Source organism: Metabacillus arenae, assembly GCF_014773385.1.
GTDB lineage: Bacteria > Bacillota > Bacilli > Bacillales > Bacillaceae > Metabacillus_D > Metabacillus_D arenae.
In genome coordinates this window covers 41,015-67,067 of sequence record NZ_JACXAI010000031.1, presented here as the reverse complement: position 1 = coordinate 67,067, position 26,053 = coordinate 41,015, and the positions used below count along the sequence as shown (strand labels likewise).

Here is a 26,053-nt window from a genome sequence, read left to right as displayed (position 1 = left end):
TCCTTAACATGATAGTATAATAAAAGAAACATATGTTCGTATTAAGGAGAGACTGCGATGGCAAAAACGACTTCACCCAGTTTTGTCTTGTCTTTGGAATTAGCTGAAAATCCTTTGATGCTTTGTCTAGCTTCAGATGAATTAGAAATATGCAGGGTCATGTACAATACCGTTCTAGGTACTTATTTAAAGAGAGAAGCCCAAATGAAACGAGAAAAACACTATAAAAAGTTGATCCGTCACTATAAAGGGGTTTCTAAAAAACTGAAGAGCGATAAAGAAAACAAATTTCTTCAGGACGAAAAGAAAAAGATTCAACTTGAATTAAAAAAACGAAGAGAAAACGTTCAATTAACCGAATATGCTTCTCACGAATGGGTGAAACCGATTCGCAGCCACTTTGGAAACAAAGTCAATTCGGCTGTTGCTCAGAAGATAGCTTCTAGAGCGTGGTCAGCATTTCAGAAAAAGGTATTCGGTCAATCAAAAAAGGTTCGTTTTATCCGTAAGGGTGAGATGGATAGCTTTGAAGGAAAAACCAATACAACGGGCTGGAGATATGTCGACAGGCACATCGTTTATAAAGAACTCTCTACACCTTTACTCATAAAAGAGAAAGATACCTATGTATCAGAAGTGGTACAAAATATAGAGAAAAAAATGTCGTTTTCTTATAAGGTTCACACAAATGGGGAAACAAAAACTCTGACTGATCTCTATCGAGTGAAATATGTTCGGATAGTGAAAAAGGAAATTCGCGGCCGTATCCGGTATTTTGCCAACCTTGTCATCGCTGGTTATCCCCCTTCAAAGAAACGAAAATTGGGAAAAGGAAAGGTCGGTTTGGATATTGGAACTTCAACTTTAGCAGTTGTTTCTTTAACGAAAGTTGCATTGGTTAATTTGGCTGAACAAGTCAAGCAGATTTCAAATGAAATCCTAAGAATACAACGGAAAATGGATCGTTCAAAACGGGCAACAAACCCAAATCACTATCATTCTGACGGAACCATCAAAAAAGGCCATCAACCGTGGATATTCTCCAATCGGTATCAAAAGCTCCGTTCTCAATTAAAAGAAATGCATCGGAAACAAGCCGCCATTCGAAAGCTGTCTCATAGATCGTTAGCGAATCACTTATTAATGTTAGGCAATACATTTTATACCGAAACAATGAACTATAAAGCCCTTCAGAAACGGAAAAAGGAAACGGAAGTTTCGGAGAGAACAGGTCAATATAAACGCAAAAAACGATTTGGAAAAACTTTAGGTCATCGCGCCCCAGCCATGTTTCTCTCCATTTTGGAAAAAAAGGTGAAACAATACGGAGGAACGTTTATCAAAATAAATACCCAAACATTCAAAGCCAGTCAATATTGTCATATTAGAAATGACTACATGAAAAAACCGTTGTCGGAGCGATGGCATATCATCGATAACACCACGAAAATTCAGCGGGATTTATATTCTGCCTTCTTATTAATGAACTCCAATTCAGAAGGAACAAAAGCAAACCAAAAACGTTGTCATGAAACCTTTCCTTTATTTAAAAACTTACACGATCAAGAGATTCAACAGATTTTGAAACAAAAAAAGGGGATCCTTAATTCAGGAATCATCATTCATTGATTTAAAATAGGCGGTTTGATACAACCGGGCTTGCGAGAGCCAAAAGATGCGGTCGCAATGGCAACAGAGGTTGCTTTGGCCGTGAACGTTCTGAAGAAAATGGTCTCAGTATCCTGTTCAACCCTAAATGCCGAGCATACTATTTTGTATGAACTGTGGCTGCCGGTCGGATGAAAGGAATGGATTCGGAACCCCACTGCTTGAGCTGTGGGAGTATCAGTAACGGATGTTTAGTTTTACAAGAAATCTTTATTGTATATGTTGTACTAAAAAAGGATACATAAAGGAGATCTCTGTCTCCCTTATGTATCCTTTTATTTTCCCTTATAAATAAGATAGACTTTGTTAATCGAGCCTATTGTAATCATTATTTCTATTAATAAAAGAGCGTGCCTCTTTTTCATTTTTCAAAGTTCTTAAAAATAAGAAATCTAATTCTGCTTGGAATGATGCTTTCTTTTGCTTTGATAAAGGTTTATATTTTTCCAATTGGACAAATGATTGATTGATAAAATTCGTGAGCTTTTGGTCCATACTTTCATCTAGATTATGGTCACTGTTCTTTTTCTTATGGATGAGAGATAAAATAATTTCATTTATATCTGGATCGGTTTCCTTCACAAGAGAATGGATAGAAACAGGAGGTAATTGTTGTTTTTCCATTAAAAAAAGACAAGTCAGCAGAGGGCGTAGAATCGATAAACGGCTTTTTATCGATTTATGGTTAGTTTGCTGGAAATGGAGATAATTTCGTTTGCTCATTTTAAAATAATGATAAAATAATGTTGATAAGGTGTAATAAGTGTTTACAAGCTCTCTTAAAGTTTGAACAGTGGATGCTTCCTCAAGGTAGACAACACCTGAAAAAAGCCATTCATATAGAGAGGGATTTGATTTTAAGCATAATTGCAATGCCTTTTTTAAGTCCCAGCCTGTTATATCAAGCTGATTTACACTCCATTCCATTACATCTTTTTGGTTTTCAATTGATAAGTACCATTCCATTGGATGAGTGTAGAGTAATCTTATGTCATAATCGGAATTTTGGGAAGAATAGCCCCATGATCTGCTGCCTGACTCGCACGCAAAGAGAATTCTAATGTTATTTTCTTTTTCTATGACGTGCAGCTTTTTTATAATTGTTTTATCCATGATGATCACACCTTTTTAAAAAGAAATGACAATATTTAATATTTCCCATCTACAAGATTCCTAATATTTGTTAAAATATTATTTGTACAAAATTTTGAAACCTTTACAGCGCTTATTCGTAGTATAGAAGACCCGCGAAGGCAGAGGGAAGATGAAATGGAGACAATTATAAAAAATAGAATTAAACAAGTTAGAAAAGGCGATCAAAATGCATTCGCAGAAATAGTAGATTTATACAAGGACAAGATCTACCAGCTTTGCTATAGAATGCTGGGGAACTCTCATGAAGCAGAGGATATCGCACAGGAAGCCTTTATTAGGGCTTATGTGAATATAAACAGCTACGATATTAACAGAAAGTTTTCAACCTGGTTATACCGTATAGCTACAAACTTAACGATTGACCGGATACGAAAGAAAAAGCCAGATTATTATTTGGATGCAGAAGTGGCAGGAACAGAAGGGTTAACTATGTATTCCCAAGTTGCTGCTGATGTTGCATTGCCTGAGGACGAAGTGGTTTCTATGGAGCTTCAGGAAACGATTCAAAAAGAAATTTTGAAGCTCCCCGATAAATATCGGTCAGTCATCGTATTAAAGTATATAGACGAGCTCTCGTTGATTGAGATCAGTGAAATTCTTAACATTCCTGTTGGAACAGTTAAGACCCGGATCCATCGAGGGAGAGAAGCGTTAAGAAAACAATTAAGGGGATTATAGGGGTGATAAAATGAGCTGTCCTAAGAACATTGCTCAACTCATTCATGAACATTTGGATGGAGAAATCGGTCAGCAAGATGAACTCCTCTTAAAGGAACATCTTAAATCTTGTAAACAGTGTTATCAGCATTACCATGATTTAGAAAAGTCGATTGCTTTGGTTCAAAGCACTTCACATATAATGGCACCAAATGACTTTACGAATGCTGTGATGAATCGATTGCCAAAGGAAAAAAAGACAGTTTCCATTAACCGCTGGTTTAAGGGCCATCCGTTACTTGTTGCAGCATCTCTTTTTCTATTGCTTATGGCAGGAAGCCTAGTGTCTGCTTGGAATGAAGACCATCAATTTAGCGTGTCAAAACAGCCTAACCTTGTTGTGGAAAACAATGTGGTTACAGTCCCTGAAGGTGTGGTTGTTGAAGGGGACGTTCTAGTGAAGAATGGAGATCTGAGAATTGACGGAAAAGTTAAGGGTGATGTCACGGTCGTCAACGGGAAAGTCAAGGGTGATGTTACGGTCGTCAATGGAGACCAATACCTTGCTTCAGCTGGAGAGGTAACAGGAGATATAGAAGAAGTAGATGAATTGTTCGAATGGCTTTGGTACCATATTCGCAGCTTCTCAGAAGAAGTCGTTAATGTATTTCAAAAAGAATAAGCACTAAAGGGAAAAAGGTCACCCCCCGGTGACCTTTTTGTTAACGGCTTTAAGGGTACCAGGAACCATAGGTGCCTGGTACCCTAGTGCTACTTAACCGTTTTACCTGCGATTTAATGTCAGAGTATATGGATTGGGCAATTATATGATATACTATTGAAGTTGTTGACAAATTAAATATGACTAATACTTTGGAGGAAACGAGAATGGCCTTTGAGGATCTACCTATCTTACAATACCTCGGCAACGCTGTTGACATTCTCCTGGTTTGGTTCGTTATATATAAATTGATTATGGTCATACGTGGAACGAAAGCGGTCCAGTTATTAAAAGGGATTACAGTAATCGTTCTTGTCCGTATTCTTAGCCAGTATTTAGGCTTAAGCACGTTACAGTGGTTAATGGACCAAGCGTTAACATGGGGTTTCTTGGCGATTATTATCATCTTTCAGCCGGAGCTTAGAAGAGCACTTGAGCAGTTAGGGAGAGGCCGACTTTTCTCAAGAAATGCAATTCCTGAAGAAGAGGAGCATATGAAGGTTGTAGAGGCAGTTGTGAAAGCAACCAATTATATGGCTAAACGGCGAATAGGAGCCTTAGTTACAATTGAAAGAGAAACTGGTATGGGGGATTACATAGAGACTGGTATTCCGATGAATGCTGAAATTTCATCTGAGTTGCTTATTAATGTATTCATACCGAACACACCGCTTCATGATGGGGCTGTTATCCTGCAAAAGAATACGATAGCTGCTGCCGGTTGTTATTTACCGTTATCAGAAAGTCCGTTTATCTCGAAGGAATTAGGAACAAGACACCGTGCTGCTGTAGGGATTAGTGAAGTAACAGACAGCATTACGATCATTGTTTCTGAAGAAACGGGAGCTGTATCCGTTGCTAGGAACGGAGAACTGCACCGAGAATTAACGGAGGAAACATTAAGAGAAATGTTAACCTCTAATGTGGAAAGCAGTATAAAGGATACTTCCTCAAACCGTTGGCAATGGAGGGGGAAGAAAAATGGATAAATTGATGAACAATCATTGGGTGATGAAAATCATTGCATTATTGCTGGCACTCATGCTCTACTTGTCCGTTAATATTGACAACCCGACATCTCCTAAACAGCCGCCTGTAAGTCCGCTGTTCCCTACGGCATCGACTGATACAGCGACATTGACTGATATTCCTGTCAGAACGTACTTTGATCAGGAAAATCTGGTCGTAACAGGGGTCCCGGAAACAGTGAATGTAACTCTTGAAGGACCAACAAACTCATTGGTAAAAGCTAGACAATTAAAGGATTTTGAGATCTTTGCTGAATTAACCGAATTAAATCAAGGAACCCACAGGATAGAATTAAGACATAAAAACGTTGCAGAAGATTTGGATGTTTCAATAAACCCTTCTGTGGTGACTGTTTCCGTTCAAGAGAAAGTGACAAGAGATTTCCCTGTAGAGGTTGACTTTATTAACCAAAGTAAAATGAAAGAAGGATATACTACGGATCAGCCAATTGTGCAGCCAAATGTTGTAAGGGTGACGGGTGCGAGGGAAGTTATTGAGAAAATATCGACTTTAAAAGCCCGGGTTAATCTTCAGGATGCCGAAGAAACTGTCAAAGAGGAATCCAAAGTAACGGTCTATGATAGAGATGGAAATATCCTCCCGCTTGAAATAGATCCTACCGTAGTAGATGTAACGGTACCGATTACTAGTCCGAGCAAATCAGTTCCTTTTAAAATTGCACGAAAAGGGGAGCTCCCTGAAGGACTAAGCATTTCGAGTATAGAACCGAACCCTAATGAAGTGACTGTTTACGGTCCTCAAGATGTAATTGATCAGTTGGAGTTTATCGATGGGGTTGAGGTGGATTTAAGCAAAATTAAGGAAGATACTGTTCTAAAGGTGGATGTTCCTGTTCCTGATGGGGCAAAGGCGGTCTCACCTAAAAAATTAGAAATTAATATAGATGTAGATGAAGACAAGGAAAAGGTCATACAAGAAGTGCCAATTCAAACAATTGGCCTAGGTGAAGAAAAGGATCTTGAATTTGTTGAGCCAGCCATACAAACGGTTGATCTAAATGTAGCAGGTGCACCAAGTGTTATAGATGAATTAGACGCATCTGATATTGAGCTGTTTGTTAATTTAGCAGATTTAGGCGATGGAGAACATAACGTACCAATCGAAGTCAATGGACCCCAGAATGTAACTTGGTCTTTACCAAATGACGAAGTTAAAGTAAAAATTTCTTCACAATCTTCATGAGGATACAATAAAAGGAGCGATTTTTTATGGGCAAGTATTTTGGAACAGACGGAGTACGAGGAGTAGCAAATAGCGAATTAACGCCTGAATTAGCATTTAAGGTAGGCCGTTTTGGCGGATATGTGTTAACGAAGGATAAAGAGAGACCAAAAGTGTTAATTGGCCGGGATACACGGGTATCAGGCCATATGCTTGAGGGTGCGCTGGTAGCAGGGTTGTTGTCGATTGGTGCTGAAGTCATGCGTTTAGGTGTGATCTCGACCCCTGGAGTTTCCTATTTAACAAAGGTGCTTGGCGCTCAGGCGGGTGTCATGATTTCCGCCTCTCACAATCCAGTTCAAGATAATGGCATAAAATTTTTCGGTCCAGACGGTTTCAAGCTGTCAGATGAACAGGAGTTTGAAATTGAGGATTTGATGGACCAAGAATCAGATACTCTTCCAAGACCTGTTGGCGAAAATTTAGGTCAAGTTAATGACTATTTTGAAGGCGGGCAAAAATACATTCAATTCTTGAAACAAACAGTTGATGAAGACTTTACTGGAATACATGTTGCCTTAGATTGTGCGCATGGTGCGACTTCTTCATTAGCGACACATTTGTTCGCTGATTTAGATGCAGATGTATCTACGATTGGGACATCTCCTAACGGCTTGAATATTAATGCTGGCGTTGGATCTACTCACCCTGAGACTTTAGCTGCTTTCTTGAAGGAAAAAGGAGCAGATATCGGTCTTGCTTTTGATGGAGATGGTGACCGCCTCATTGCCATTGATGAGAAAGGCAATATCGTTGACGGCGACCAAATTATGTTTGTATGTGCCAAACATTTAAAAGAAGAAGGACGCTTAAAACAAGATACTGTTGTTTCAACCATCATGAGTAATCTTGGGTTTTACAAAGCTCTTGCAGCAAATGACATACATAGCAAGCAAACGGCAGTCGGCGACCGTTATGTTGTGGAAGAAATGAAGAAAAATGACTATAATTTAGGCGGAGAACAATCCGGGCATATTATTTTCTTAGAACATAACACGACAGGAGATGGTCTGTTAACAGCCTTGCAATTAGTCAATATCATGAAATTAACAGGCAAACCGATCTCCGAGCTGGCAGGCGAAATGAGAAAATTCCCTCAGCTATTAGTAAATGTGAAAGTAACGGATAAACATCATGTCACTGAAAATGAAAAAGTAAAACATGTGATTGAAACGGTTGAAGGAGAAATGAATGGAAACGGCCGGATCTTGGTAAGACCATCCGGCACTGAACCACTTGTCCGTGTCATGGCAGAAGCACCGACAGAAGAGGAATGCAAGCAATATGTCGATCGCATCGTGGAAGTTGTAAAAGCCGAAATGGGTGCAGAATAATAAGCAAAACGTAAGGCTGTTCATTACCTTTAACCTTTTGGACGGATTGACTTGTCACCTAGGGGTAAATGGCGCACGATGCTAGAAATGAAAGCTTTATTTAAGGAAAAGGGATTGTCTTTGATAGACAGTCCCTTTTTTCATGTTTAAATTAAGTTAATTAATTGTATAAAAATGAGACCTGATTGCTTCCAGCCCAATCTGAGAAGTAGTTTACAATGAACAGTTTAAAATGAATTTCTTCAACAAGTTTAAATAAATGTTAATAACTCTGTAATTTAAAAATTTGAAAACCCGATATTTTTTCTCAAACTACAAATTAAAATTATTTCCCGGCACAGCTTGAGTATGCCGCCCTGCTTTTATTCTCCTATCAGCCTCTCCTTATCCCCGTTACTTTATTTAGTTCCAAAACCGTCAAAATTTCAATGTTAAACAGGCGTTAAGTTTATGTAAAATTGGACATTTGTCCTTTTAGCGAAGTTGCCTAGTGTTGTTTAATTTAAGTAGCGGGAGCGGGGAGAAAAGTCACAGAGGTGGATATGAGGTTGAAAAATTGATACTTAAAAACATTCGAGCAATCACTCTCATGCCAGGTGTCATGATTGGCGATTGGAACAAAGCAAAGCGTGAGGCAGCTGCCTCAAGAAATCCACTGCAAAGGCTGGCAACTCCAAAGGAAGTTATCGACATTGTTCCGTTCTTATGGCCTGATGCATCAAGCTATGTAAACGAGGTAAATATTGATGTTCATGGAGGTGAACCTCTTTGATGCCGGAAAAACACAAACGGCGCGAATATGCCGCCACGGTTTATGTGCTCAATGAAGATCGCAGTGCACTCCTGTTCAAACGAAGAAAAAAACATCCGTTTCTCGGTTGGTATTTGCCTCCGGGAGGACATGTCGAACAAAATGAAACGCCGGACGAAGCGGCTGTCAGAGAGGTAATGGAGGAAACCGGCTATACTGTCCATTTGATCGGTCACCCATTCTACGATGAACCCGAAGACGGAGTGACCGAATTAACCTTGCCCTTTCTTATCCAGCTGGAATCGATTGATCTGGAGCATGACCATATCGATATGATTTATATCGGCATGATCCAAGGGGAGAAGGGAGCCATAGCAGACGGAGACGAAGGAGGGGTATGGCTGGATCTGAGTGCACTCAAATCAAAACCAATGCCGCAGAACGTTCGCAAAACCGCCTTGCACATACTGGGGCAATCAATTTTCACAGAAAATGGAGATGCGTACTTGCAAAGAAGACTGCTTTGCACGATGAACCAAATGCGATCAAGGGGGTAACCGGTTATGGACGATGCCAACCTCGAAAAGCTGTTAAATCAACATCAATGGCTGCACAATATGCTGCAAAACATGCCGAGCCCCTATCGCTCACATTGGGAGATTCAATATTTTTCCCCAAATGATTCGATTGCTATGCAGGACGAGCAAGTCCGCTATTTTCATATTCTGGTCCAAGGGGAGCTGAAGGTGGAGCACTTATTAGCGGAAGGTTATACGTATACAATAGCCCGGCTGAAGCCAGGACAGATGATAGGAGACATAGAACTGAACCTGAACCGTCCTTTTGCTTGCCAAATTGAAGCGATAAGTCCCGCCATTCTGCTTGCGATCAAGGCTGATGTGTACCAACAATGGATCCAGGAGGATGCTCATTTTTTGGCACAAGTCAACAAGCAGCTGGCTTTAAAATTGTATGAGATGGCCAAGCAATCGGCGGAAAATACGTACCTGCCTCTAAGGGATAAGCTGCTGCGGTATTTGTACGACCTAGTAAAGCATGTAAATTTTAATGAACAAGTCGCTTACATTACGACTTTACCCCGCCTAGAAATGGCTAACCAGCTCGGTGTAACTGTACGCAGCATTAACCGGGTTTTGAAAGAACTGAAAGAACAGAGGATCATTTATGTCAATAAAAAACAAGTCATTCTTAATGAGTGGAGCCGTATCATGATTGAACACGAACTGGAAAACAAAGAGCAAAAATAAGAATATGATCCATAATGGAGGTTTTTTATCGTATGGAAGTACAAACCCAGGTTCATCAGCCGAAAACAATTCAAGCTAAACATATTGTCTCAATTGTTATTAGTGCCTTGATCTTTGGTTCCATGATTTATATCACTAGGTTTCTTCCGTTAAAAATTGGAACGATTCAACTATTTTACCCTGCCGCAATCGTAGCGCCTTTATTTGGCGTATGGTTTGGCATTTGGGGTGCCGCAGGCCTCGTCGTCGGAAATTTTCTTTCCATGCTGCTGGTGGGGCTGAATCCGTTGTTGTTCCCTTTGTCGCTGCTGTCTCAGTTCGTTATGGGCTTTATCCCTGGTCTAGCTTACCGAAAGCCGCATTTAGAGAAGAAATCGGATATTGTCCGGTTCATATTCTTCATAATCCTTGGCCAAGTAATGGCTAGTTTGCTGATCGCATTAAATCTGCTCTGGATTCAGAAGCTTCCGGGAAAGGTTGTGTGGGGTACGATATGGGTCTGGATGCAGTTCAGCAACACACTGATGGCTGCGGTTTTCACCCCGCTCTTGTTTACCTGGCTGTCCGGATATATGCGGAAATCGGGACTGTTTTTCAAAAGATTCTTGGGCTAATCCTATTCCTTTTGGCCCGTTTAGGAGCAGATCGTTTTGAATATATATCATCCTTCGAATTCGATTTTTCACTACATGCACGGTTTTACCAAAATTGTCATATTTGGCTTGTTTCTCACCGTCCTGCCTTTTTTTCTGGGAAAGACGGTAAGCTTGAACATACTGCTGTTACTTAACCTAGCAATGCTTATTTATGTGCGTCCAACCCGTTTTCAAATGCTTATGTTGATTCCTGTTCTATCCTTGACGTTAGTGATGGGGGTTACATTTCTATTAGCAGATATGGGGGGCACCGTTTATTTTGCTAAAAATATTGGGGTTTGGGATTTTTACATTACGGAGAACAACGTCCACTACGCCCTGATTTTCATGCTTCGGATGTTTAATTGCTCTCTGTCGTTCTTCTTAATAATGTTCACGACTAAGCCCCAGGATATTGTCAACGGCTTGGAAATGTTCGGGTTTCCAAATGTAGTGACTTTGGCTCTGTCACTGACGCTGCGCTATTGGAGCCTAATGATAACGGACGCCAGAAATGTTATGGACGCTCAATATTGCAGAGGCGTTGATTTTCGTTCCGGCAGCATCTTTTCTCGGATCATACGTTTTGCTAGTATTCTGATCCCAATTATATACGTGATGCTGAAAAGATTTCGGACCGCCAGCTTCGCACTCTCGTTAAAAGGAGTTGGGCGGAAAAATAGTCGTTCTCAGTACTACCGCCCTAAAATGTCTTCTTTGGATTATGGTTCGTTAGTGGTCTGTGGCATATGCGCAATCTTATTGACCCTACTCAAATTCGGGCTGCCTAACTTGTAATAAAAAACAGAGAAGGGGGATTACCAAATCAATGATCGAAATACGTGATTTTTCATGTGCTTATAATGACCAAGCAAAGCAGCTGCTTCAGCAAATCAATCTTTCTATCCCGTTCGGACAGTTTGTTGCTGTGATTGGTCCGAGTGGAGGGGGGAAGTCAACGTTATGTTTTTCCGTCAATGGTTTAATTCCAAATGAGATTGAGGGTTCCGTGATTCAAGGCAGCATTACCGTGAACGGACGAAATGTTCAACAAACACCTCCCCATGAACTGATTTCTATTGTGGGAACGGTACTCCAGGATCCTGAATGGCAATTGGTAAGGTCAACCGTGCAGGAAGAGCTGGTATTTCCATTGGAGAATCTAGGCATGTCCCCAGAACAGATCGATCACCGTTTAGAGAGGGTGTTAGATCAAATCGATGTTCGGCCCTTGCTTCACCGCTCCCCCTTAGAATTGTCAGGGGGGCAGAAGCAGCTAGTGGCAATTGCAGGATGTCTGATGCTTGAACCAAAAGTGATCGTTCTTGATGAGCCGACTGCAGAATTAGATCCGCTCGGGAAAGAAATGGTCATCCAAACGATTCGGCACCTTAACAAGAAGTGGAATTATACGGTGATTTTCGTTGATCATAATTTGGATGTCACCTTACCTTATGCCGATCGGGTACTTGTTATCGAAGAAGGAAAACTTATTGCTGACTCACATCCCTCCCGGTTATATGAAACTGAGGGACTTGAACGACTCCCTATGCCTCAGGTTGTAGAAATAGCTAAGCGAATGAAGCTAAAGGTACTTCGTGAAAATCTGGCGAGTGATCCTCTGACTGTAACAGAGTTACTCAATGAAATGCTGCGTACTGAAGCTTATCCGGTTAAGCATAATCATTCGAAAGCACAAAGCGTCATGCCTTCGAACAAGCAGGCTCCAATTCAACCATTGATTGAATTGAAAAAGGTATCGTTTGCTTACCGCTCTTACAATGTAGAGGAACTGGCTTTAAAATCGGTGGATTTTACCGTCCGACAAGGAGAGTTTGTGGCATTAATCGGACAAAATGGTTCTGGTAAAACAACGCTTTGCAAGTTAATTACAGGGCTTTTGAAGCCGGATGGAGGGGAAATAATCATCCGAGGCAAGGCCCAATCCAGCTATCGAGCCAATGAGATGATCCAGTCCGTAGGTTATGTTTTTCAAAACCCTGATTACCAGTTGTTCAAACAGACTGTATACGATGAAATTGCGTTCGGTTTGAAACTGCAGAAGCTGGGCAAAGCAGAAATTACCTCCCGTGTAGAAGAAGTAGCATCCCTTCTCCAAATCGACCGGCATCTGAAGGAGCACCCTCATTTTTTAAGCAGGGGAGAGCGGAGAAGAGTGGCGATTGCAAGCATTTTGGCGCTGCGACCGGCCGCCATTATCCTTGACGAACCGACCACTGGATTAGATGGGCTTCGATGCCGGCTAATGATGGACTATATTCAAATGCTGTGGAAAAAAGGGGTTACGATTCTGCTCCTGACCCATGACATGCGGGTGGTAGCCGATTATGTCCCTCGGACGGTTGTGATGTCCAAAGGGACGATTATGATGGACGACACGACGGAGTCAGTATTTTCAAGATTACAAGAGCTGAGGCAGTGCAGAATTACCCCACCTCCAGTTGTCCAGCTGACCTCCTCACTGGGTTGGACGGTGCCTGCACTTACTGCAGACCAATTCGTAGAGAGAATGGTGAGTAAAGCCGGTCACATGGATCGCTTTCAGGAGAGTGAGCTGTTGTGATGCCATTTCGTATCATGATGCTTGGCGTGGGAAATGGCTTTTCTAAAAAAACATATAACAATAACGCTCTCCTTGAATCGAAAGGAGCCTACTTTCTAATTGACTGTGGGGTTACTGCCTGGAGCAGCCTTGCGGATATAAATATGGATTTCGAGAATATCAGTGGTATTTTCTTGACTCATCTGCATTATGATCATTGCGGTGGGCTGGATGAAGCTGCTCTCTATGGAGCTTATGTAGCAGGGCGAAAGCTAAAATTATGGGTTCCCGCTCCTCTTAAACCGGTGCTTTGGGAGCAGACGCTAAGGGGTAGACTAGAGGACCCGGCAGGGGGAAATACCAGGCTGGAGCATTTTTTTGAGATTCATTGGGTCAAAGAACGTGAAATCTTTTCCCTAAACGGCCTGTCTGCTTATTGGCTTCAAACTGAGCATGTCCCTTCCCGTTTCAGCTGTTCTCTTGTATTGGACGGACGATTCTTTTACAGCGGAGACATGGTAGAGAATAAACTGTTGATCGAGAGGTTAATTCGTGAAGGTATTAACGTCTTTTATCACGACGTACAGTTCAAACACGCTGTGGTTCATGCCAGCTTCAAGGGCCTCTTGTCATATCCAGAAGCTGTGAGAAAGCAGTTGTATCTGATGCATTACAGTGAGCTTCCGGCAGGTTGGAACCCGAATGATTTAAATGGTATGAACTTGCTGCGGCAGCATGAATGGTTATCCTGGTAAAAACGGAGGAGAGTGAAAATGCAACCTAACTCAATCAAAGCAAGTATGGCCGGCTGGATCTCGGCTATTATGCAGGACGTACAGACCAAGACTGAAAACGACTCAACTGGACACGATTATTTCCATGCATTGCGTGTGATGAAATTGAGCCAAAACCTGGCCGTAGATTTGGGAATAGAACCGTATACTGCAATGGTAGCTGGTCTTTTGCATGACTACTTCCGTGAAGAAGAAAAGAGCCATGGCATTCTTCATTTCGGTCCAGAGGCTATTGAGCTTTTACGCAAGGCTTTCTATCCGAAGGTCGTTCCTTTTCTAGGAGAGGACGCTTTCGAAGCGATTCTCGATGCAATTTCGGTCCATGAGATGTATGGGGTCCAACAAGATAACATGCCGCTTAAGCTTAATGCGCAAATCTTACAGGACGCTGATCGATTGGATGCTTTGGGCGCCGTAGGGATTGCCAGAGCGTTTATGTTCGGCGGAGCCCATGGCTTACCAATGCAAGAAAGCCATTTCGACCGTAATTACGTGTTTAATTCGAACATGAAGCCGTGCGGATCGGTTCACCGGCACTTCTATGAGAAATTACTTCGATTGCCAGATCAGATGAACACCCTATCAGGGAAAAAATTGGCTTTAGAACGCCATGCTTTTTTGAAGGCCTACTTAGTTCAATTCGAACAGGAATTAGAAGACTATAGTTTTGGATGAACAGCTCTTTTTATAGTTTATGATAGGCATTTTAATCCTATTGGGGTGCACGCTTCAATTTGGTCTTTAATTTATGTTAATTTTTACACTAGATTAACCTCTATTTCATAAACGTATTTTAAACTATTTATGTTGAAGTTTAAACTAAATAGGAGGAGAATCATGCAGAAAATAATATTCATCGTTACCGTAACCCTTTTGATTGGTGGCGCATCCACCGCTTTGGCAATGTCTCAATTGCACGAAAGTAGCGCAAAAGAGCAAAAACTAGACGAACAGTTCCAACAGCTTTCCCGTAATACGCAGTGGCAGAAAAAGGAAAAGATTGATCTACAATTTAATGTCTATCACCCGCAGGGTATGACTCGAATCGGTGATCTCTATTATATGTCCTCTGTGGAAATCATCGAAAAAACGACGAAGTATGATCAACCTCGTGATGGTTATGATCGCACTCCTGGAAAAGGAATCGGTCACTTGTTTGTTTTTAACAAACAAGGTAAACTGCTGAAGGACATCAAACTAGGTGAAGGAAATATATATCACCCGGGCGGCATTGCATTCGACGGAAAGTCTATCTGGGTTCCTGTGGCCGAATATCGACCTGACAGCAAATCCATTGTTTATAAAGTAGACCCTAAGACCATGAAAGCAGAAAAAGCATTCTCGGTTGATGACCATATTGGAGGGCTGGTTCGCGACGACCAAAGCGGAAAACTTAAAGGAGTGAGCTGGGGATCGCGTAAATTCTATGAATGGAATAAAAAAGGGAAACAGCAGCAAGTAAAAGAAAACCCAAGTCATTTTATTGATTATCAGGACTGTGAAGGGATAGGACAAGCTAAAATGGTTTGCAGCGGGATTTCTGAATTGCCAAACCCTGCATCTGGGAATTTTAAGCCTTATGAGTTAGGTGGACTTGCCCTGATTGATATGAAAAAGTTAAATCCGATTCATGAAGTGCCATTAATGGAGTTTTCACCACAAGGACACGTCATTACCCGTAACCCGGTGTTCCTGGAGAGAGCAGGTCAACAGCTGCGGCTTTACGCTGTTCCGGATGACGATGAAGCATCCTTGCTGGTATATGAAACAACTAATCTTACAAATAACTAGAAGGTTTGGGTAAATTGCATAAGGACTTTTGATTTAAGTGATATAATGTGGAAAAAGCGAAGCGTCTCTTCTGATCAGGAGGGCGCTTCTTGTGCGTGTAATACTCTACCTTCAACAAGGTGCACCTGAATAATCCATAGGCAGTCGGAAAATGTTAGATCAAAAAGAGTTGAAGGTAAATCCCATGAACAGCTTTTTCATTAGTAAATTTAGATGTATTCTTGTGAAAAATTTGTAATTATGAAAAACAAAAGATTGCATAATCATTTTCTACAAATATATTTATATGAATCAGATTTATAAATCTTTTAATTTTTATATTAAATACATAGCTTTAAAAAATGGACCAGGCACCAAATTCAAGGTGCCTGGTCCATATAAAAGGTTATCGTGTATAACGGAAGTCCGCTTTTGCTTCGTTATCAAATTTTGTTTTCACTACTACTTTTTCAATTTCTGCTGCTGGAATTCCGAGTTCTTTTGATACGGATTTGAGATAGTTTGAAAACTCCATATCTGAATCAGGGATAATAACACCCTTTAATCTGGCTAGCTCCATGAGGGCTGATAAGCCTTTAAGAGACTTTTTGCCGTTTGCCGTATTCTTCTGAATGTTTACTTTTATTGTGTCCCCTTGAAGCTTGTAGTGAATGTTATAGTACTGTCCGTTTTTGCCGGAGATGTTAAGGTCTAAGTTAGTAGGTAAGTAAGATTGAAGTGTTTCGTTGTCTTTTCCTTGTTTAAAGGAAAAAGAGATTTTGTGATCTGGTGCAAAGTGGAGGTCAGAATCAATGCTGATGATCTCTGAAGGTAAGCGATTCAACGCTTTAGCAAATTTTTTTGCTAATTCTTCTTTATTCCAAGTGTCGTCAATTTCGATGTTTTTAGCAAGTTCTCTAATCTTTTCTTTTATTTCCTCATTAGTCCATTCATAACTTTGTTTTTCAGAATCCTTTTTCACTGTAACTTTAACGGTTTCCGTTTTTTCTTGATACTTCACTTTAATCGTGCGGTCTTCTAAGCGAATGCTGGCGTTTAGATCTTCAACCTTATCTAACTGTTCAATCACTTTTTCGTGGTGCTGGCTTTTGGCTGAGACAGGCTCACTAGCAAAGCTGACACTTGAAACTTGCAGGGCTAAAACAGCAACAAACAGAGCAGATACTAGTTTTTTCATCAACTTACTCCCTTTCAGTATTGAATTTTTATGTTAATTAAGTTACTAAACGATTAAAGAATGATAGTGAGTGTATTTTAAACCAATCCGTCAAAAGGGTTAAAGTACAACCTTTCTGACGGATCGTCATATGCTTATCACTGAAGGATTCGTGCCTTGGGCTTTAGACTAGAATGAAGCAGCCAGCTGCTTGTTTGAATCATGAATTGCACGTTCATTTACTGCAGAACGGCCAACAGAGTAATATTCTACTTGAACTTTTTCCGTTTCTTCTTGAGAGTAGCAATTGCGGCCATCAAAAATAATCGGCTTTTTCATGAATAGGGAAGAGAACAAGAGAGCTTTTTCTTTGATTTCCTTCCAGTCTGTAAGAATAAACACAACAGTTGCATCTTTAATGGCGTTCTCAATATTTTCAGCATATTGAACAGATTCTGGAAGTACTTTTTTTGCATTTTCCATCGCGATCGGGTCGTAGGCAATTACCTCTGCACCTTCTGCTGTCAATGCGTTCGCCATTTCAATAGAAGCGGCTTCTCTCATATCATCTGTTTCAGGCTTGAATGCAAGTCCGAGTAATGCTACACGCATTCCTTTAAGCGTACCAAACCGTTTTTTCGCTTTTTCAAATAAAGTCGTTTTTTGACGTGCATTTACGTCAATAACAGATTTTAATAATTTAAAATCATGTTCTACCTCTTCAGAAATGCGAACGAGTGCCTGCGTGTCTTTAGGGAAGCATGAACCGCCATATCCAATACCTGCATTCAGGAACTGAGAGCCAATACGATGGTCTTGTCCGACTCCTTTTGCCACATCAGATATGTCAGCGCCAACTTTTTCAGAAAGTGAAGCAATTTCATTAATAAACGATATTTTCGTAGCTAAAAAGGCGTTCGATGCATATTTAATCATCTCTGCACTTGTAATACTTGTTTTTAATACAGGGATATCAAACGGCTCATTAATTTTTTCAAGAATGGCCGCAGCTTCTTCTGTTTCTGTTCCAATAACGATACGGTCGCCGTTAAAGGTGTCGTAAACAGCAGAGCCTTCTCTTAAAAACTCAGGATTAGAAGCAACCTCGACTTTAAATGGTCCCTTAACATGATCCTCAACAATCTCTTTTACTTGAAAGTTTGTACCAAGTGGTACCGTGCTTTTTGTAACGACTAATACATCGCGGTTAACATGTTCACCAATATCTTTTGCTGCTTGGTAGATGTAGGTTAAGTCTGCTGATCCATCCGCACTTTGAGGAGTTCCTACGGCAATGTAGACAACTTCAGCATCACTCAAGCCCTCTTTATGGACAGTTGTAAATTTAAGGCGATTACGATCAATATTATCGATCATTAATACGTCCAAGCCTTTTTCATAGATAGGAGGGATTCCTTTTCTAAGCTTTTCAACTTTTTCTTCATTTATGTCAATACATGTAACATGGTGACCAACTTCTGCTAAACAAACCCCTGTCACTAATCCAACATAACCTGTCCCAATAACGGCGATTTTCATATACATTTCCTCCTTATTTTGAAACAATGAAAGGGTTATTTTTTACTAGTTCACTAAGATAAGACTGGACTTGTGAATTTAGGTCATCCCGCTCTAACGCAAAATCGATGGTTGCTTTAATAAACCCAAATTTATCTCCAACATCATACCGTTTTCCTGCAAAATCGTAAGCAAGTACAGTTTGAATTTCGTTTAGCAATTTAATCGCATCTGTCAGCTGAATTTCGTTACCAGATCCAGGCGGCAGGTCCTTAAGAATCGAGAAGATTTCAGGAGTTAAAATGTATCTCCCCATAATTGCAAAATCCGAAGGGGCTTCATCAGCAGATGGTTTTTCCACAACTGAAGCTAAAGAAAGAACGCCATTATCTAAGGATTTATTATTTAAAGGTGCTATAATTCCATACTTGGAAACATCTTCACGTGCTACTTGCTGCACACCTACAACAGAAGATTCATACTTGTCATAGACATCGATAAGTTGAGCCAGACATGGCTTTTCAGAACGAACAATATCATCTCCAAGCAAGACGGCAAATGGTTCATTTCCAATGAAGCTGCTAGCACAGCTGATAGCATGTCCTAATCCGCGCGGTTCTTTCTGGCGAATATAATGTATGTTCACCATATTTGAGATTTCTTGAATTTCTTGCAAACGATCAAATTTTTCCTTTTTATAAAGAGTTTCCTCTAGTTCATAGGCTTTATCGAAATGATCTTCAATGGCACGTTTGCCGCGTCCGCTAATAACAATGATATCCTCAATCCCTGATTGTACAGCTTCTTCAACAATGTATTGAATCGTTGGTTTATCAACGATTGGAAGCATTTCTTTAGGCTGTGCCTTTGTAGCAGGCAGGAATCTCGTGCCGAGTCCTGCTGCTGGGATTATTGCTTTACGTATTTTCATGAACGTCCATCTCCCATCCTCAGTTATTATGAAAAAACCCGATTGGCGTTTTGTGCGTAAGGAATGGAGCTGGCCTGAGCCGTATTTTGATTAGGGTGTTGCTTCTTCCTAATGATAGTTAAGCTCCGTCCTTTTTCCTTTAACCTCTAGTTCCCCAAGAGTTAGAACGAATTGTTAATAGAGCCCAGAAACGAAGAGGGCACAACAAGAACAAGAACAAAATTCCATATATAGGCGCCATTAAAAAGGTAAACGGCCTCTTATACGCATAGAATACGTTCCTTGCATAGGCAGAAATCGTAATAAAGGCAAAGTAGTAGATTAACATAATCCATCCTACTGTAACAGACGAAATGTAAATAGCGATACCGAGTGAAATACCAAAAGCAATCCATAAAAACATTTCAAGCATAACCCAAACGAACACATTAGGTTTGTTTAAACCAATTTTCAAAGCAATTAAACTCTCCCGGAAAAATGATTTATTCCAGCGGGATTGTTGCTTTAATAACGTTCTAAGAGATGTTGGTGCATCAGTAATACAACGAGCAGTTTCTTGATATAGAGTTTTTCCTTCACGAATCGCATAGTTTGTCAGACAACGGTCATCTCCAAGCTGAACTTTTTCACCTAGGAATGTTTGGTTCCCATAATGATCAAGGTTCTTGAGGATGACTTCCTTGCGGTATGCACTTAATGGACCACTGCATACTAATACATTATTCGTAACAGAGTGAGCAGCACGCTCAACACGGAACGCATTATCGTAACGCATATCAATCAAACGAGTAAGGACATTATCCGTACGGTTTCGTATGTTGACGTGACCTGTTGTAGCCTTAACTTCAGGATTATTAAACGGTTTTAAGAGTTCTCTTACAGCGTTTGAGAAGACAGAACAGTCAGAATCAACAGTTATAAAAACATCACCGGTGCCCCTTTCAAAAGCCCATATTTGTGCATGACGCTTTCCTTGGTTTTTTGGCAGGCGATGAACAATTAAGTTTGGAAGTTTGTAGGACGGATCTCCGCCAGAAATATTAGCAGCTGTTTCCTTTGACCACTCCGTGAGATCTTTTTTCAGTTTTAAAGATGCTTCGTAAGCGGAAGTATCTTTACTACCGTCATCAATGACAAAAATCTCATGCACGGGATAATCCTGTTTTAATATACTTTCAATCGTTCCTAATACAGCTTCAGGTTCTTCATTGTAGGAGGGAATGACAACCGAAACCTTTAAATCAGGGGGATCCCCTTCAACTGCTTTGTATTTGAACGATAACAGCATTTTCCCTAATAGATAGGAAATCATCACTGACCCATAAATTCCTATTGTTAAATTCAATTTGTCAGACGCGAACGAATTTACTAAGAAAAGCGAAGCAACAATTAGGATGAATAGTGTGATGACAAATGTCTTCTGCTTCATAGTCAATTTTTTCGACGTGTTTAATTCTAAAGAACGAACTGCAGATAGATCTTGTTCAGCTTTCGCCATTATAGCTCTCCTCTCAATTTCATAATTTCAAAACAAAACGAACTGACTGGCTCCCTCCTCAGCAATTCCCGAGCCGATTCGTCAAAATTAGATTAAGTATTTTTGGGCTTCTTTTCAATCTGACGTTCTTCCTGTGACAAATAGCCCCTTTATCTATGTAAAGCAGAAAAGAACTTAATATTGCTAATGTGTAAGCGCACTCACATAAAACACTATATAAATTTGTCACAACTGTAACAATTTTTCTTTTTAGAGCCGCTTTTCAAAGGAATTCTTCCTGCACTAAAGCTTGAAAATCCCTTGTGAATAAAGGGTAATTTGAATTGTAAATGAATTTAACATTTTTGTAATATTGGAGGAAAAGGACTTCAAAAAAAATTTGAAAAAATTGAGAACTATAGAGAATCTTTGAAAAAGCTTTAAAATTAACGGGAAAAATGAGTACACGTATCTACTTTTTTCGCACGTATTTACAAAAAAAACCAAAATACATAAGCCTTAAAGATTAAAAGAACCTGGATTGGTGGATAAAAATGGAAAATAAACTCTATTTATACTATTTTCATCTAAGAAAATATTCATGTTAAAAGGATTGAATTACCATGGGGTTTATTGGAGCTCTATTGCGAATGGAATGTTCACGTGTTATTAAATGGGAAGAGAGAAATTATTTTTGCCAAAAAGAGAACGATATTGGAAATTTAGTGCAGAAGAGCATTGCATAAAGGAAAAAACATCCAGATGGAGACGAATTACAACGGTAAGCAAGAATTTATTTGAAACTATCGTTGTCCAGCTCCATAGCTCAGTCCGTATCACGGGTCACAAGACAACCCCCTCTATTAAGGAAAAAAGCGATCTTTTTGGGAGGCGGGCGCTCTAGGCTAGGCAGGGCATGCTTGTGAACCACCTGAGCTAGGCAATGAGAGGGGAGAAAGATCAACATGATTGAACTCCAAAATGTAACAAAAACTTATAAAATTGGAGGAAACACAAACTATGCTTTGCATAATGTCAGCTTTCAAATCCAACCGAATGAATTTGTGGGGATTATTGGAAAGTCAGGCAGTGGAAAGTCAACCCTCCTAAACATGTTAACTGGAATCGATTTCCCATCTTCTGGATCCATTCATATAAATGGAACAGAATTATCGAGTCTTTCTAACAGGAGGTTAACAAAGTGGCGAAGCTCAAATATAGGAATTGTTTTTCAGTCCTTTCACCTCATCCCAACTCTCACATTATTAGAAAATGTTATGCTTCCGATGGAATTAAGTAGAGGGGTTTCCCGAAAGGCTAGAAAAAGACGCGCTTCTGAATTGCTTGAATCAGTCGGCCTGAAAGAACGCATTCACTATTTTCCAGATTATGTATCTGGCGGAGAAAAGCAACGTGCAGCAATTGCAAGGGCTCTTGCTAATGATCCGCCATTATTAATGGCAGATGAACCAACAGGAAATCTTGATAGTGAAAATTCTCAATCGATCTTTGCGCTTTTCGAACAATTAGTAGGTGAGGGGAAGACAATCGTAATGGTAACCCATGACCAAGACCTTGCAGAACGTGTATCGAGAACCATCCATGTAAAAGACGGAAAGGTCTCTGGAGATAACAGAATTCAAGACCATGAGAGATTAATATGACTCCAATCTATATGAAAAATGCGTGGCGGAATCTTAAAGGGTATAAAGCACGGACATGGATGATCGTATTTTCTATCAGCATTTGTTTAATTTTAATAGGCACGCTTTTAAATACGAATCTTCATTTTCAAAAGGCGCTGCTTCATACAAATGAGGAGACAAATAAGGCTGACATCACCTTTTACACGAATTCATTTACAAAAGAAGTAGTTTCCGAGCTTCAGGAGCTTAAAGGGATACAAGAGGCAGAAGCAAAGTTCGAATCAAGAGCCAGACTGGAGGTAGATGGCCAGTTAAGGAATGTGGAGCTCACACGGTTACCTGCTGAAGGAAATTACCGTATTCAAAAATTTGAAACAAAGGAGGATACGTTTCAAAAAGGAGTTTATATAGAAAAAAGCTCAGCTGAATATTATAATCTTACTGCCGGAGAAAAGGTTAACCTTCAATTGCCAGGCAGAAAATCAACTGAATTAGTGGTCAAAGGAGTAATAAGTGATTACGATCAAATTCCGAGTGAATTCAGCGGGCAGGGATATGTGTATGTAACCCCTGAGACATTTGAAAGCTTAGGAGGACAAAATGCTAATAATATTGTTCAAGTGACTGTTGATGGGGCTAGACAAATTGATCAAGCAACTTCAGATATTACTCAAAAGCTTGAAAATGAAGAAATTAACGTGTCACGGACAGTATTAACAAGTGAAACAGAGAATATTCGCGAACTTATCGTCCATTCGGTTCTTCTTTTATTAGTGATCTTGGGATCATTAGCTTGTTTGCTGGGTATTATTCTTGTGGGACATCTATTTTACCGGATGATTTTAGAAAAAATGAGTGAAATGAGCGTTTTTAAATCTTTAGGGGCCACTAGTATCTATTTTATCAAGCAGCTTGGAATGACGGTTTTCATGATTGGGACTTTCACTGCCCTTATTTCTATTCCTGTTAGTTATAGTGCGGCTCACCTTTTTTCCACATCTTTAACAAACAGGCTTCATTTAGTAAATGTTCCGTTTTATTTTCAGATGGAGGTGGGGGCGATTATTTTAGGTGCAGCCTATGTTGTGCCCGCACTTGCCATGATCTTCCCATTGATTCGGGTGTTGATGCTCCCAGTTGCAAGAGGCTTACAGAGGATTCCTGTTGCATCAACGCTAAAGAAGAAACAAGGAAAAAGCCATTTTTTTCATTATGAAACTCTTATTTTTCGCCAAGCGATGACCAAAAAGGTCCAATGGGTTACGAATCTATTGATGCTGTCATTCGGGGGAGCGGTGATTATAGCCTGTACTGCTTTATACAGCTCTCTGGTTGCAACGGTTGACCATATTCAAAAGTTTTCTAATTATGATGTGGAATGGACCCTAAGCGGGCAAATCCCTAATGATCACCTGCTGACGCTGGCGAAAAAGATTGAAGGCTCAAAAGATGCAGAGGGCTGGACTGTTCGGAACACGGAAGTATATCAAGGAAATGACAGAACAACTCGGAATTCCCAGCTGGTAGCTCTGCCTAAAGAAACTACCTTTTTCCAGCCTAACATGCTGCAGGGTATATGGAGCTTTCAAAAGGATGAAGTAGTGATCAATCAAGATATGAAGGATTTATTAGGTGAAAACTTGAACAAGGGTGATAAGATTCGATTAAAAACAGGCGGGAAAGAAAAAGAATGGAAAATTAGTGGTGTTATTAGCGGACAATTAGAAGGCCCTGCTGTGTATTTAGATCTGGATGCTTACCATAAATGGATGGAAACAAACACGGTGAACCGTTTGGCTGTTCAAGCTGAAAATCCAAATAAACAGGGGATTCAAAAGGTGATTGATGCTGGCGAAAAACGTTTTGAAGCAAACAATATTGCCGTTCAATCAGTAGAATCTGAGGAGGAACGGCAAAATCGCCCTGAGGCTATTATCCAAACAATTATTTTTGCTTTAGTTGTCGTGGGCTTTTTATTCATAATCGTTGGAGCCGTTAATTTAATGACGGCCATGAGTGCTAATGTGTTTGAACGAAGAAATGACTTGGGAATTATTCGTTCTATGGGAGGATCTAAATTAAGGGTCTATCAGTTATTTATAGGAGAAGGCTTACTAGTCGCAGTTCTTAGTTCAGCATGTTCTATTCTATTATCCTATCCGCTGCACCTTTATTTAGCTAGACAGCTGGGGCAAACATTATTGAACTCATCGCTAATCCATGTATATCCGCTCAGCGGAGCTGGCTTTTGGCTGATTATAAGTGTATTCATTGGAATAGCTGCAAGCTATTTGCCTGCAAGGAAAGCGGCAAATCAGCCTGTTAGAGAATTGATTGAACGTAGTTAAAAACGGAAGCTGCAGGAGAGATGGAAATGAAAAAAGTACTTTTTTTACCTCTTTTTACAATGAACTCGGGACACCATCAAACAGCTGAGGCTTTGATGGATTCCTTTAGTAAAAACAACCCGGAGATCATATGTGAAAAGGTGGATTTTTTAAGCTATTTCAGCAAGCCTTTTGAACAATTTATTTCAAAATATTATATGAAAGGGATCACCCGTTTTCCGAGCTTCTACAGCTCTTTTTATCAGAAATTTTTCAATAAGTCCTCAGCTTTATTACATTACACGTATGAAGTGCTTTTTCTGGAAAAGATGGAGACCTTGCTTTCACAAAAACAGCCAGATTTGATTGTTTGTACACACAGCTTTACTTCCTTGCTTGTCAGTAAGCTAAAGGAATACGGTGTATGTCATGCTCCGGTGATCAATTGTTACACCGATTTTTTCATTAATGGTCTGTGGGGATCAAAGGGAACGGATTGGCACTTTGTTCCGAACAAAGATGTGAAAGAGAGATTAATAGCTGAGGGTGTACCATCAGGTCAAGTGATTGTGACAGGTATTTTGACCCATGATGCAATTAAATCGAAAAAACGAATAAAGAAAAAAAGCGACAAGCTTCATATTTTGGTTGCAGGCGGAAGCCAAGGACTCGGAGAAAACTTTTCTCTTTTAGAGCAAGTAGAAGAAAGTCATTCTGCCCTGTACCGGGTTTTGTGCGGGTCTAACCACAGGTTATTTCAACAGCTGTCTGAGCTGAACTCGGAAGCAATCATTCCGCTCTCATATATTTCGAGCCCGCAAAGTATGAATGAACTATATGAGTGGGCTGATGCAATTATTACGAAGCCCGGGGGGGTGACAACAAGCGAAGCGCTAAAGAAAAATTTGCCAATCTTTATCCATTCTGTCCTGCCAGGACAAGAAGAAATGAACTTAGCTTATTTAGAGCTAAAGGGGGTGATTCATCGATTAGAGTCAACAGAACCGCTTGAAGAGCAGCTATTTGCAAGATTAAACAATGAAGCAATGGAATTTAGAATGAGGAAAAACAGGTTTGATTATTTAAATGAAATCGAAGTCGAATCGAATGAAGAATTATTTCATTTCATTCATGAAAACATCATGAATCCACCTAGTCAGCATGATGAAATGATCGATTCCATATTGTCAAAAATCTATGCCAGCCTGGATGCTAATGTTTAATTAAATGGTAGTAGATAAAGAGGCAGCCTGTGCCTAGTACGATAATATAAGCCATATGGTAGACAGTACGTATCAGTTCAAAAATTTCAGTCATGGAATTACAACCTTTCTTGTAAATTGCAAGCTTTCAAACGCTCGTAATATCTATATTAGATTTGGTCATCTCC

At 40.1% G+C, this 26,053-nt stretch carries 23 protein-coding genes; 18 read left to right on the top strand and 5 right to left on the bottom strand.

The features are described from left to right. Positions 1–57 precede the first annotated feature (57 nt). Entirely contained in the window at positions 58–1,629 is a 1,572-nt protein-coding gene (locus tag IC621_RS19855) for a transposase (RefSeq protein WP_191160696.1), read from the top strand. Positions 1,630–1,974: 345 nt separating this feature from the next. On the opposite strand, the gene IC621_RS19850 is transcribed toward IC621_RS19855, so the two are convergent. After that, positions 1,975–2,781 carry a nucleotidyltransferase domain-containing protein gene (locus IC621_RS19850; RefSeq protein ID WP_191160694.1) on the bottom strand — a complete coding sequence of 269 codons (807 nt, stop codon included), beginning with the start codon at positions 2,779–2,781 and terminating at the stop codon, positions 1,975–1,977. Positions 2,782–2,937: 156 nt separating this feature from the next. Here IC621_RS19850 and sigW point away from each other — a divergent pair, with 156 nt between their 5' ends. From sigW to IC621_RS19780, 14 genes are all read left to right on the top strand, one after another. Further along, positions 2,938–3,501 (top strand): RNA polymerase sigma factor SigW, encoded by a 564-nt coding sequence (sigW, locus tag IC621_RS19845; RefSeq protein WP_191160692.1) that lies wholly within the window; start codon positions 2,938–2,940, stop codon positions 3,499–3,501. 10 nt (positions 3,502–3,511) lie between these two features. Next, positions 3,512–4,162, top strand: coding sequence for a zf-HC2 domain-containing protein (locus IC621_RS19840; protein ID WP_191160690.1), 651 nt, complete (start codon positions 3,512–3,514; stop codon positions 4,160–4,162). A gap of 206 nt (positions 4,163–4,368) precedes the next feature. Then, entirely contained in the window at positions 4,369–5,190 is an 822-nt protein-coding gene (cdaA, locus tag IC621_RS19835) for a diadenylate cyclase CdaA (protein WP_191160688.1), read from the top strand. Further along, positions 5,183–6,433, top strand: a complete 1,251-nt coding sequence (locus IC621_RS19830; protein WP_191160686.1) for a CdaR family protein — start codon at positions 5,183–5,185, stop codon at positions 6,431–6,433. Before cdaA ends, IC621_RS19830 begins: the two co-directional genes overlap by 8 nt. 26 nt (positions 6,434–6,459) lie before the next feature. Continuing rightward, positions 6,460–7,806 carry a phosphoglucosamine mutase gene (glmM, locus tag IC621_RS19825; RefSeq protein ID WP_191160684.1) on the top strand — a complete coding sequence of 449 codons (1,347 nt, stop codon included), beginning with the start codon at positions 6,460–6,462 and terminating at the stop codon, positions 7,804–7,806. A gap of 556 nt (positions 7,807–8,362) precedes the next feature. After that, the gene (locus IC621_RS19820; protein ID WP_191160682.1) at positions 8,363–8,578 is read left to right on the top strand and encodes an SDR family oxidoreductase; all 216 of its coding nucleotides are present in this window, start codon (positions 8,363–8,365) and stop codon (positions 8,576–8,578) included. After that, positions 8,578–9,114 (top strand): NUDIX domain-containing protein, encoded by a 537-nt coding sequence (locus tag IC621_RS19815; RefSeq protein WP_224752676.1) that lies wholly within the window; start codon positions 8,578–8,580, stop codon positions 9,112–9,114. The genes IC621_RS19820 and IC621_RS19815 overlap by 1 nt, the downstream gene beginning before the upstream one ends. Positions 9,115–9,120: 6 nt before the next feature. Further along, positions 9,121–9,825: a Crp/Fnr family transcriptional regulator gene (locus IC621_RS19810; RefSeq protein ID WP_191160678.1), complete on the top strand. Its 705-nt coding sequence runs from the start codon at positions 9,121–9,123 to the stop codon at positions 9,823–9,825. Between the two features lie 32 nt (positions 9,826–9,857). Beyond that, positions 9,858–10,439, top strand: coding sequence for a hypothetical protein (locus IC621_RS19805; protein ID WP_191160676.1), 582 nt, complete (start codon positions 9,858–9,860; stop codon positions 10,437–10,439). Positions 10,440–10,475: 36 nt separating this feature from the next. Further along, a complete protein-coding gene (locus IC621_RS19800; RefSeq protein WP_191160674.1) occupies positions 10,476–11,258 on the top strand; it encodes an energy-coupling factor transporter transmembrane component T family protein in 783 nt (260 codons plus the stop codon). Positions 11,259–11,289: 31 nt separating this feature from the next. Continuing rightward, complete coding sequence (locus IC621_RS19795; protein WP_191160672.1) at positions 11,290–13,044, top strand: ABC transporter ATP-binding protein; 1,755 nt, start codon at positions 11,290–11,292, stop codon at positions 13,042–13,044. Continuing rightward, positions 13,044–13,778 carry an MBL fold metallo-hydrolase gene (locus tag IC621_RS19790; RefSeq protein WP_224752675.1) on the top strand — a complete coding sequence of 245 codons (735 nt, stop codon included), beginning with the start codon at positions 13,044–13,046 and terminating at the stop codon, positions 13,776–13,778. The genes IC621_RS19795 and IC621_RS19790 overlap by 1 nt, the downstream gene beginning before the upstream one ends. Before the next feature lie 18 nt (positions 13,779–13,796). Further along, entirely contained in the window at positions 13,797–14,492 is a 696-nt protein-coding gene (locus tag IC621_RS19785; protein ID WP_191160668.1) for an HD domain-containing protein, read from the top strand. A 162-nt stretch (positions 14,493–14,654) separates the two neighbouring features. Further along, entirely contained in the window at positions 14,655–15,608 is a 954-nt protein-coding gene (locus tag IC621_RS19780; RefSeq protein ID WP_191160666.1) for a DUF6454 family protein, read from the top strand. Between the two features lie 385 nt (positions 15,609–15,993). Here IC621_RS19780 and IC621_RS19775 read toward each other — a convergent pair whose 3' ends face one another. The 4 genes from IC621_RS19775 to IC621_RS19760 form a co-directional block, all read right to left on the bottom strand. Next, positions 15,994–16,785 carry a hypothetical protein gene (locus tag IC621_RS19775; protein ID WP_191160664.1) on the bottom strand — a complete coding sequence of 264 codons (792 nt, stop codon included), beginning with the start codon at positions 16,783–16,785 and terminating at the stop codon, positions 15,994–15,996. Between the two features lie 168 nt (positions 16,786–16,953). Next, on the bottom strand, positions 16,954–18,303 hold the full coding sequence (locus IC621_RS19770) for a UDP-glucose dehydrogenase family protein (RefSeq protein WP_191160662.1): 1,350 nt from the start codon (positions 18,301–18,303) through the stop codon (positions 16,954–16,956). 13 nt (positions 18,304–18,316) lie between these two features. Next, the gene (galU, locus tag IC621_RS19765) at positions 18,317–19,213 is read right to left on the bottom strand and encodes a UTP--glucose-1-phosphate uridylyltransferase GalU (RefSeq protein ID WP_191160660.1); all 897 of its coding nucleotides are present in this window, start codon (positions 19,211–19,213) and stop codon (positions 18,317–18,319) included. A 139-nt stretch (positions 19,214–19,352) separates the two neighbouring features. Further along, positions 19,353–20,711 carry a glycosyltransferase gene (locus tag IC621_RS19760; RefSeq protein WP_191160658.1) on the bottom strand — a complete coding sequence of 453 codons (1,359 nt, stop codon included), beginning with the start codon at positions 20,709–20,711 and terminating at the stop codon, positions 19,353–19,355. 944 nt (positions 20,712–21,655) lie between these two features. Here IC621_RS19760 and IC621_RS19755 point away from each other — a divergent pair. The 3 genes from IC621_RS19755 to IC621_RS19745 are packed head-to-tail and all read left to right on the top strand — an operon-like array spanning position 21,656 to position 25,886. Continuing rightward, entirely contained in the window at positions 21,656–22,354 is a 699-nt protein-coding gene (locus IC621_RS19755) for an ABC transporter ATP-binding protein (RefSeq protein ID WP_191160656.1), read from the top strand. After that, positions 22,351–24,684, top strand: coding sequence for an ABC transporter permease (locus IC621_RS19750; protein ID WP_191160654.1), 2,334 nt, complete (start codon positions 22,351–22,353; stop codon positions 24,682–24,684). The genes IC621_RS19755 and IC621_RS19750 overlap by 4 nt, the downstream gene beginning before the upstream one ends. Before the next feature lie 26 nt (positions 24,685–24,710). Then, positions 24,711–25,886: an MGDG synthase family glycosyltransferase gene (locus IC621_RS19745; RefSeq protein ID WP_191160652.1), complete on the top strand. Its 1,176-nt coding sequence runs from the start codon at positions 24,711–24,713 to the stop codon at positions 25,884–25,886. The last annotated feature ends 167 nt before the right edge of the window (positions 25,887–26,053 follow it).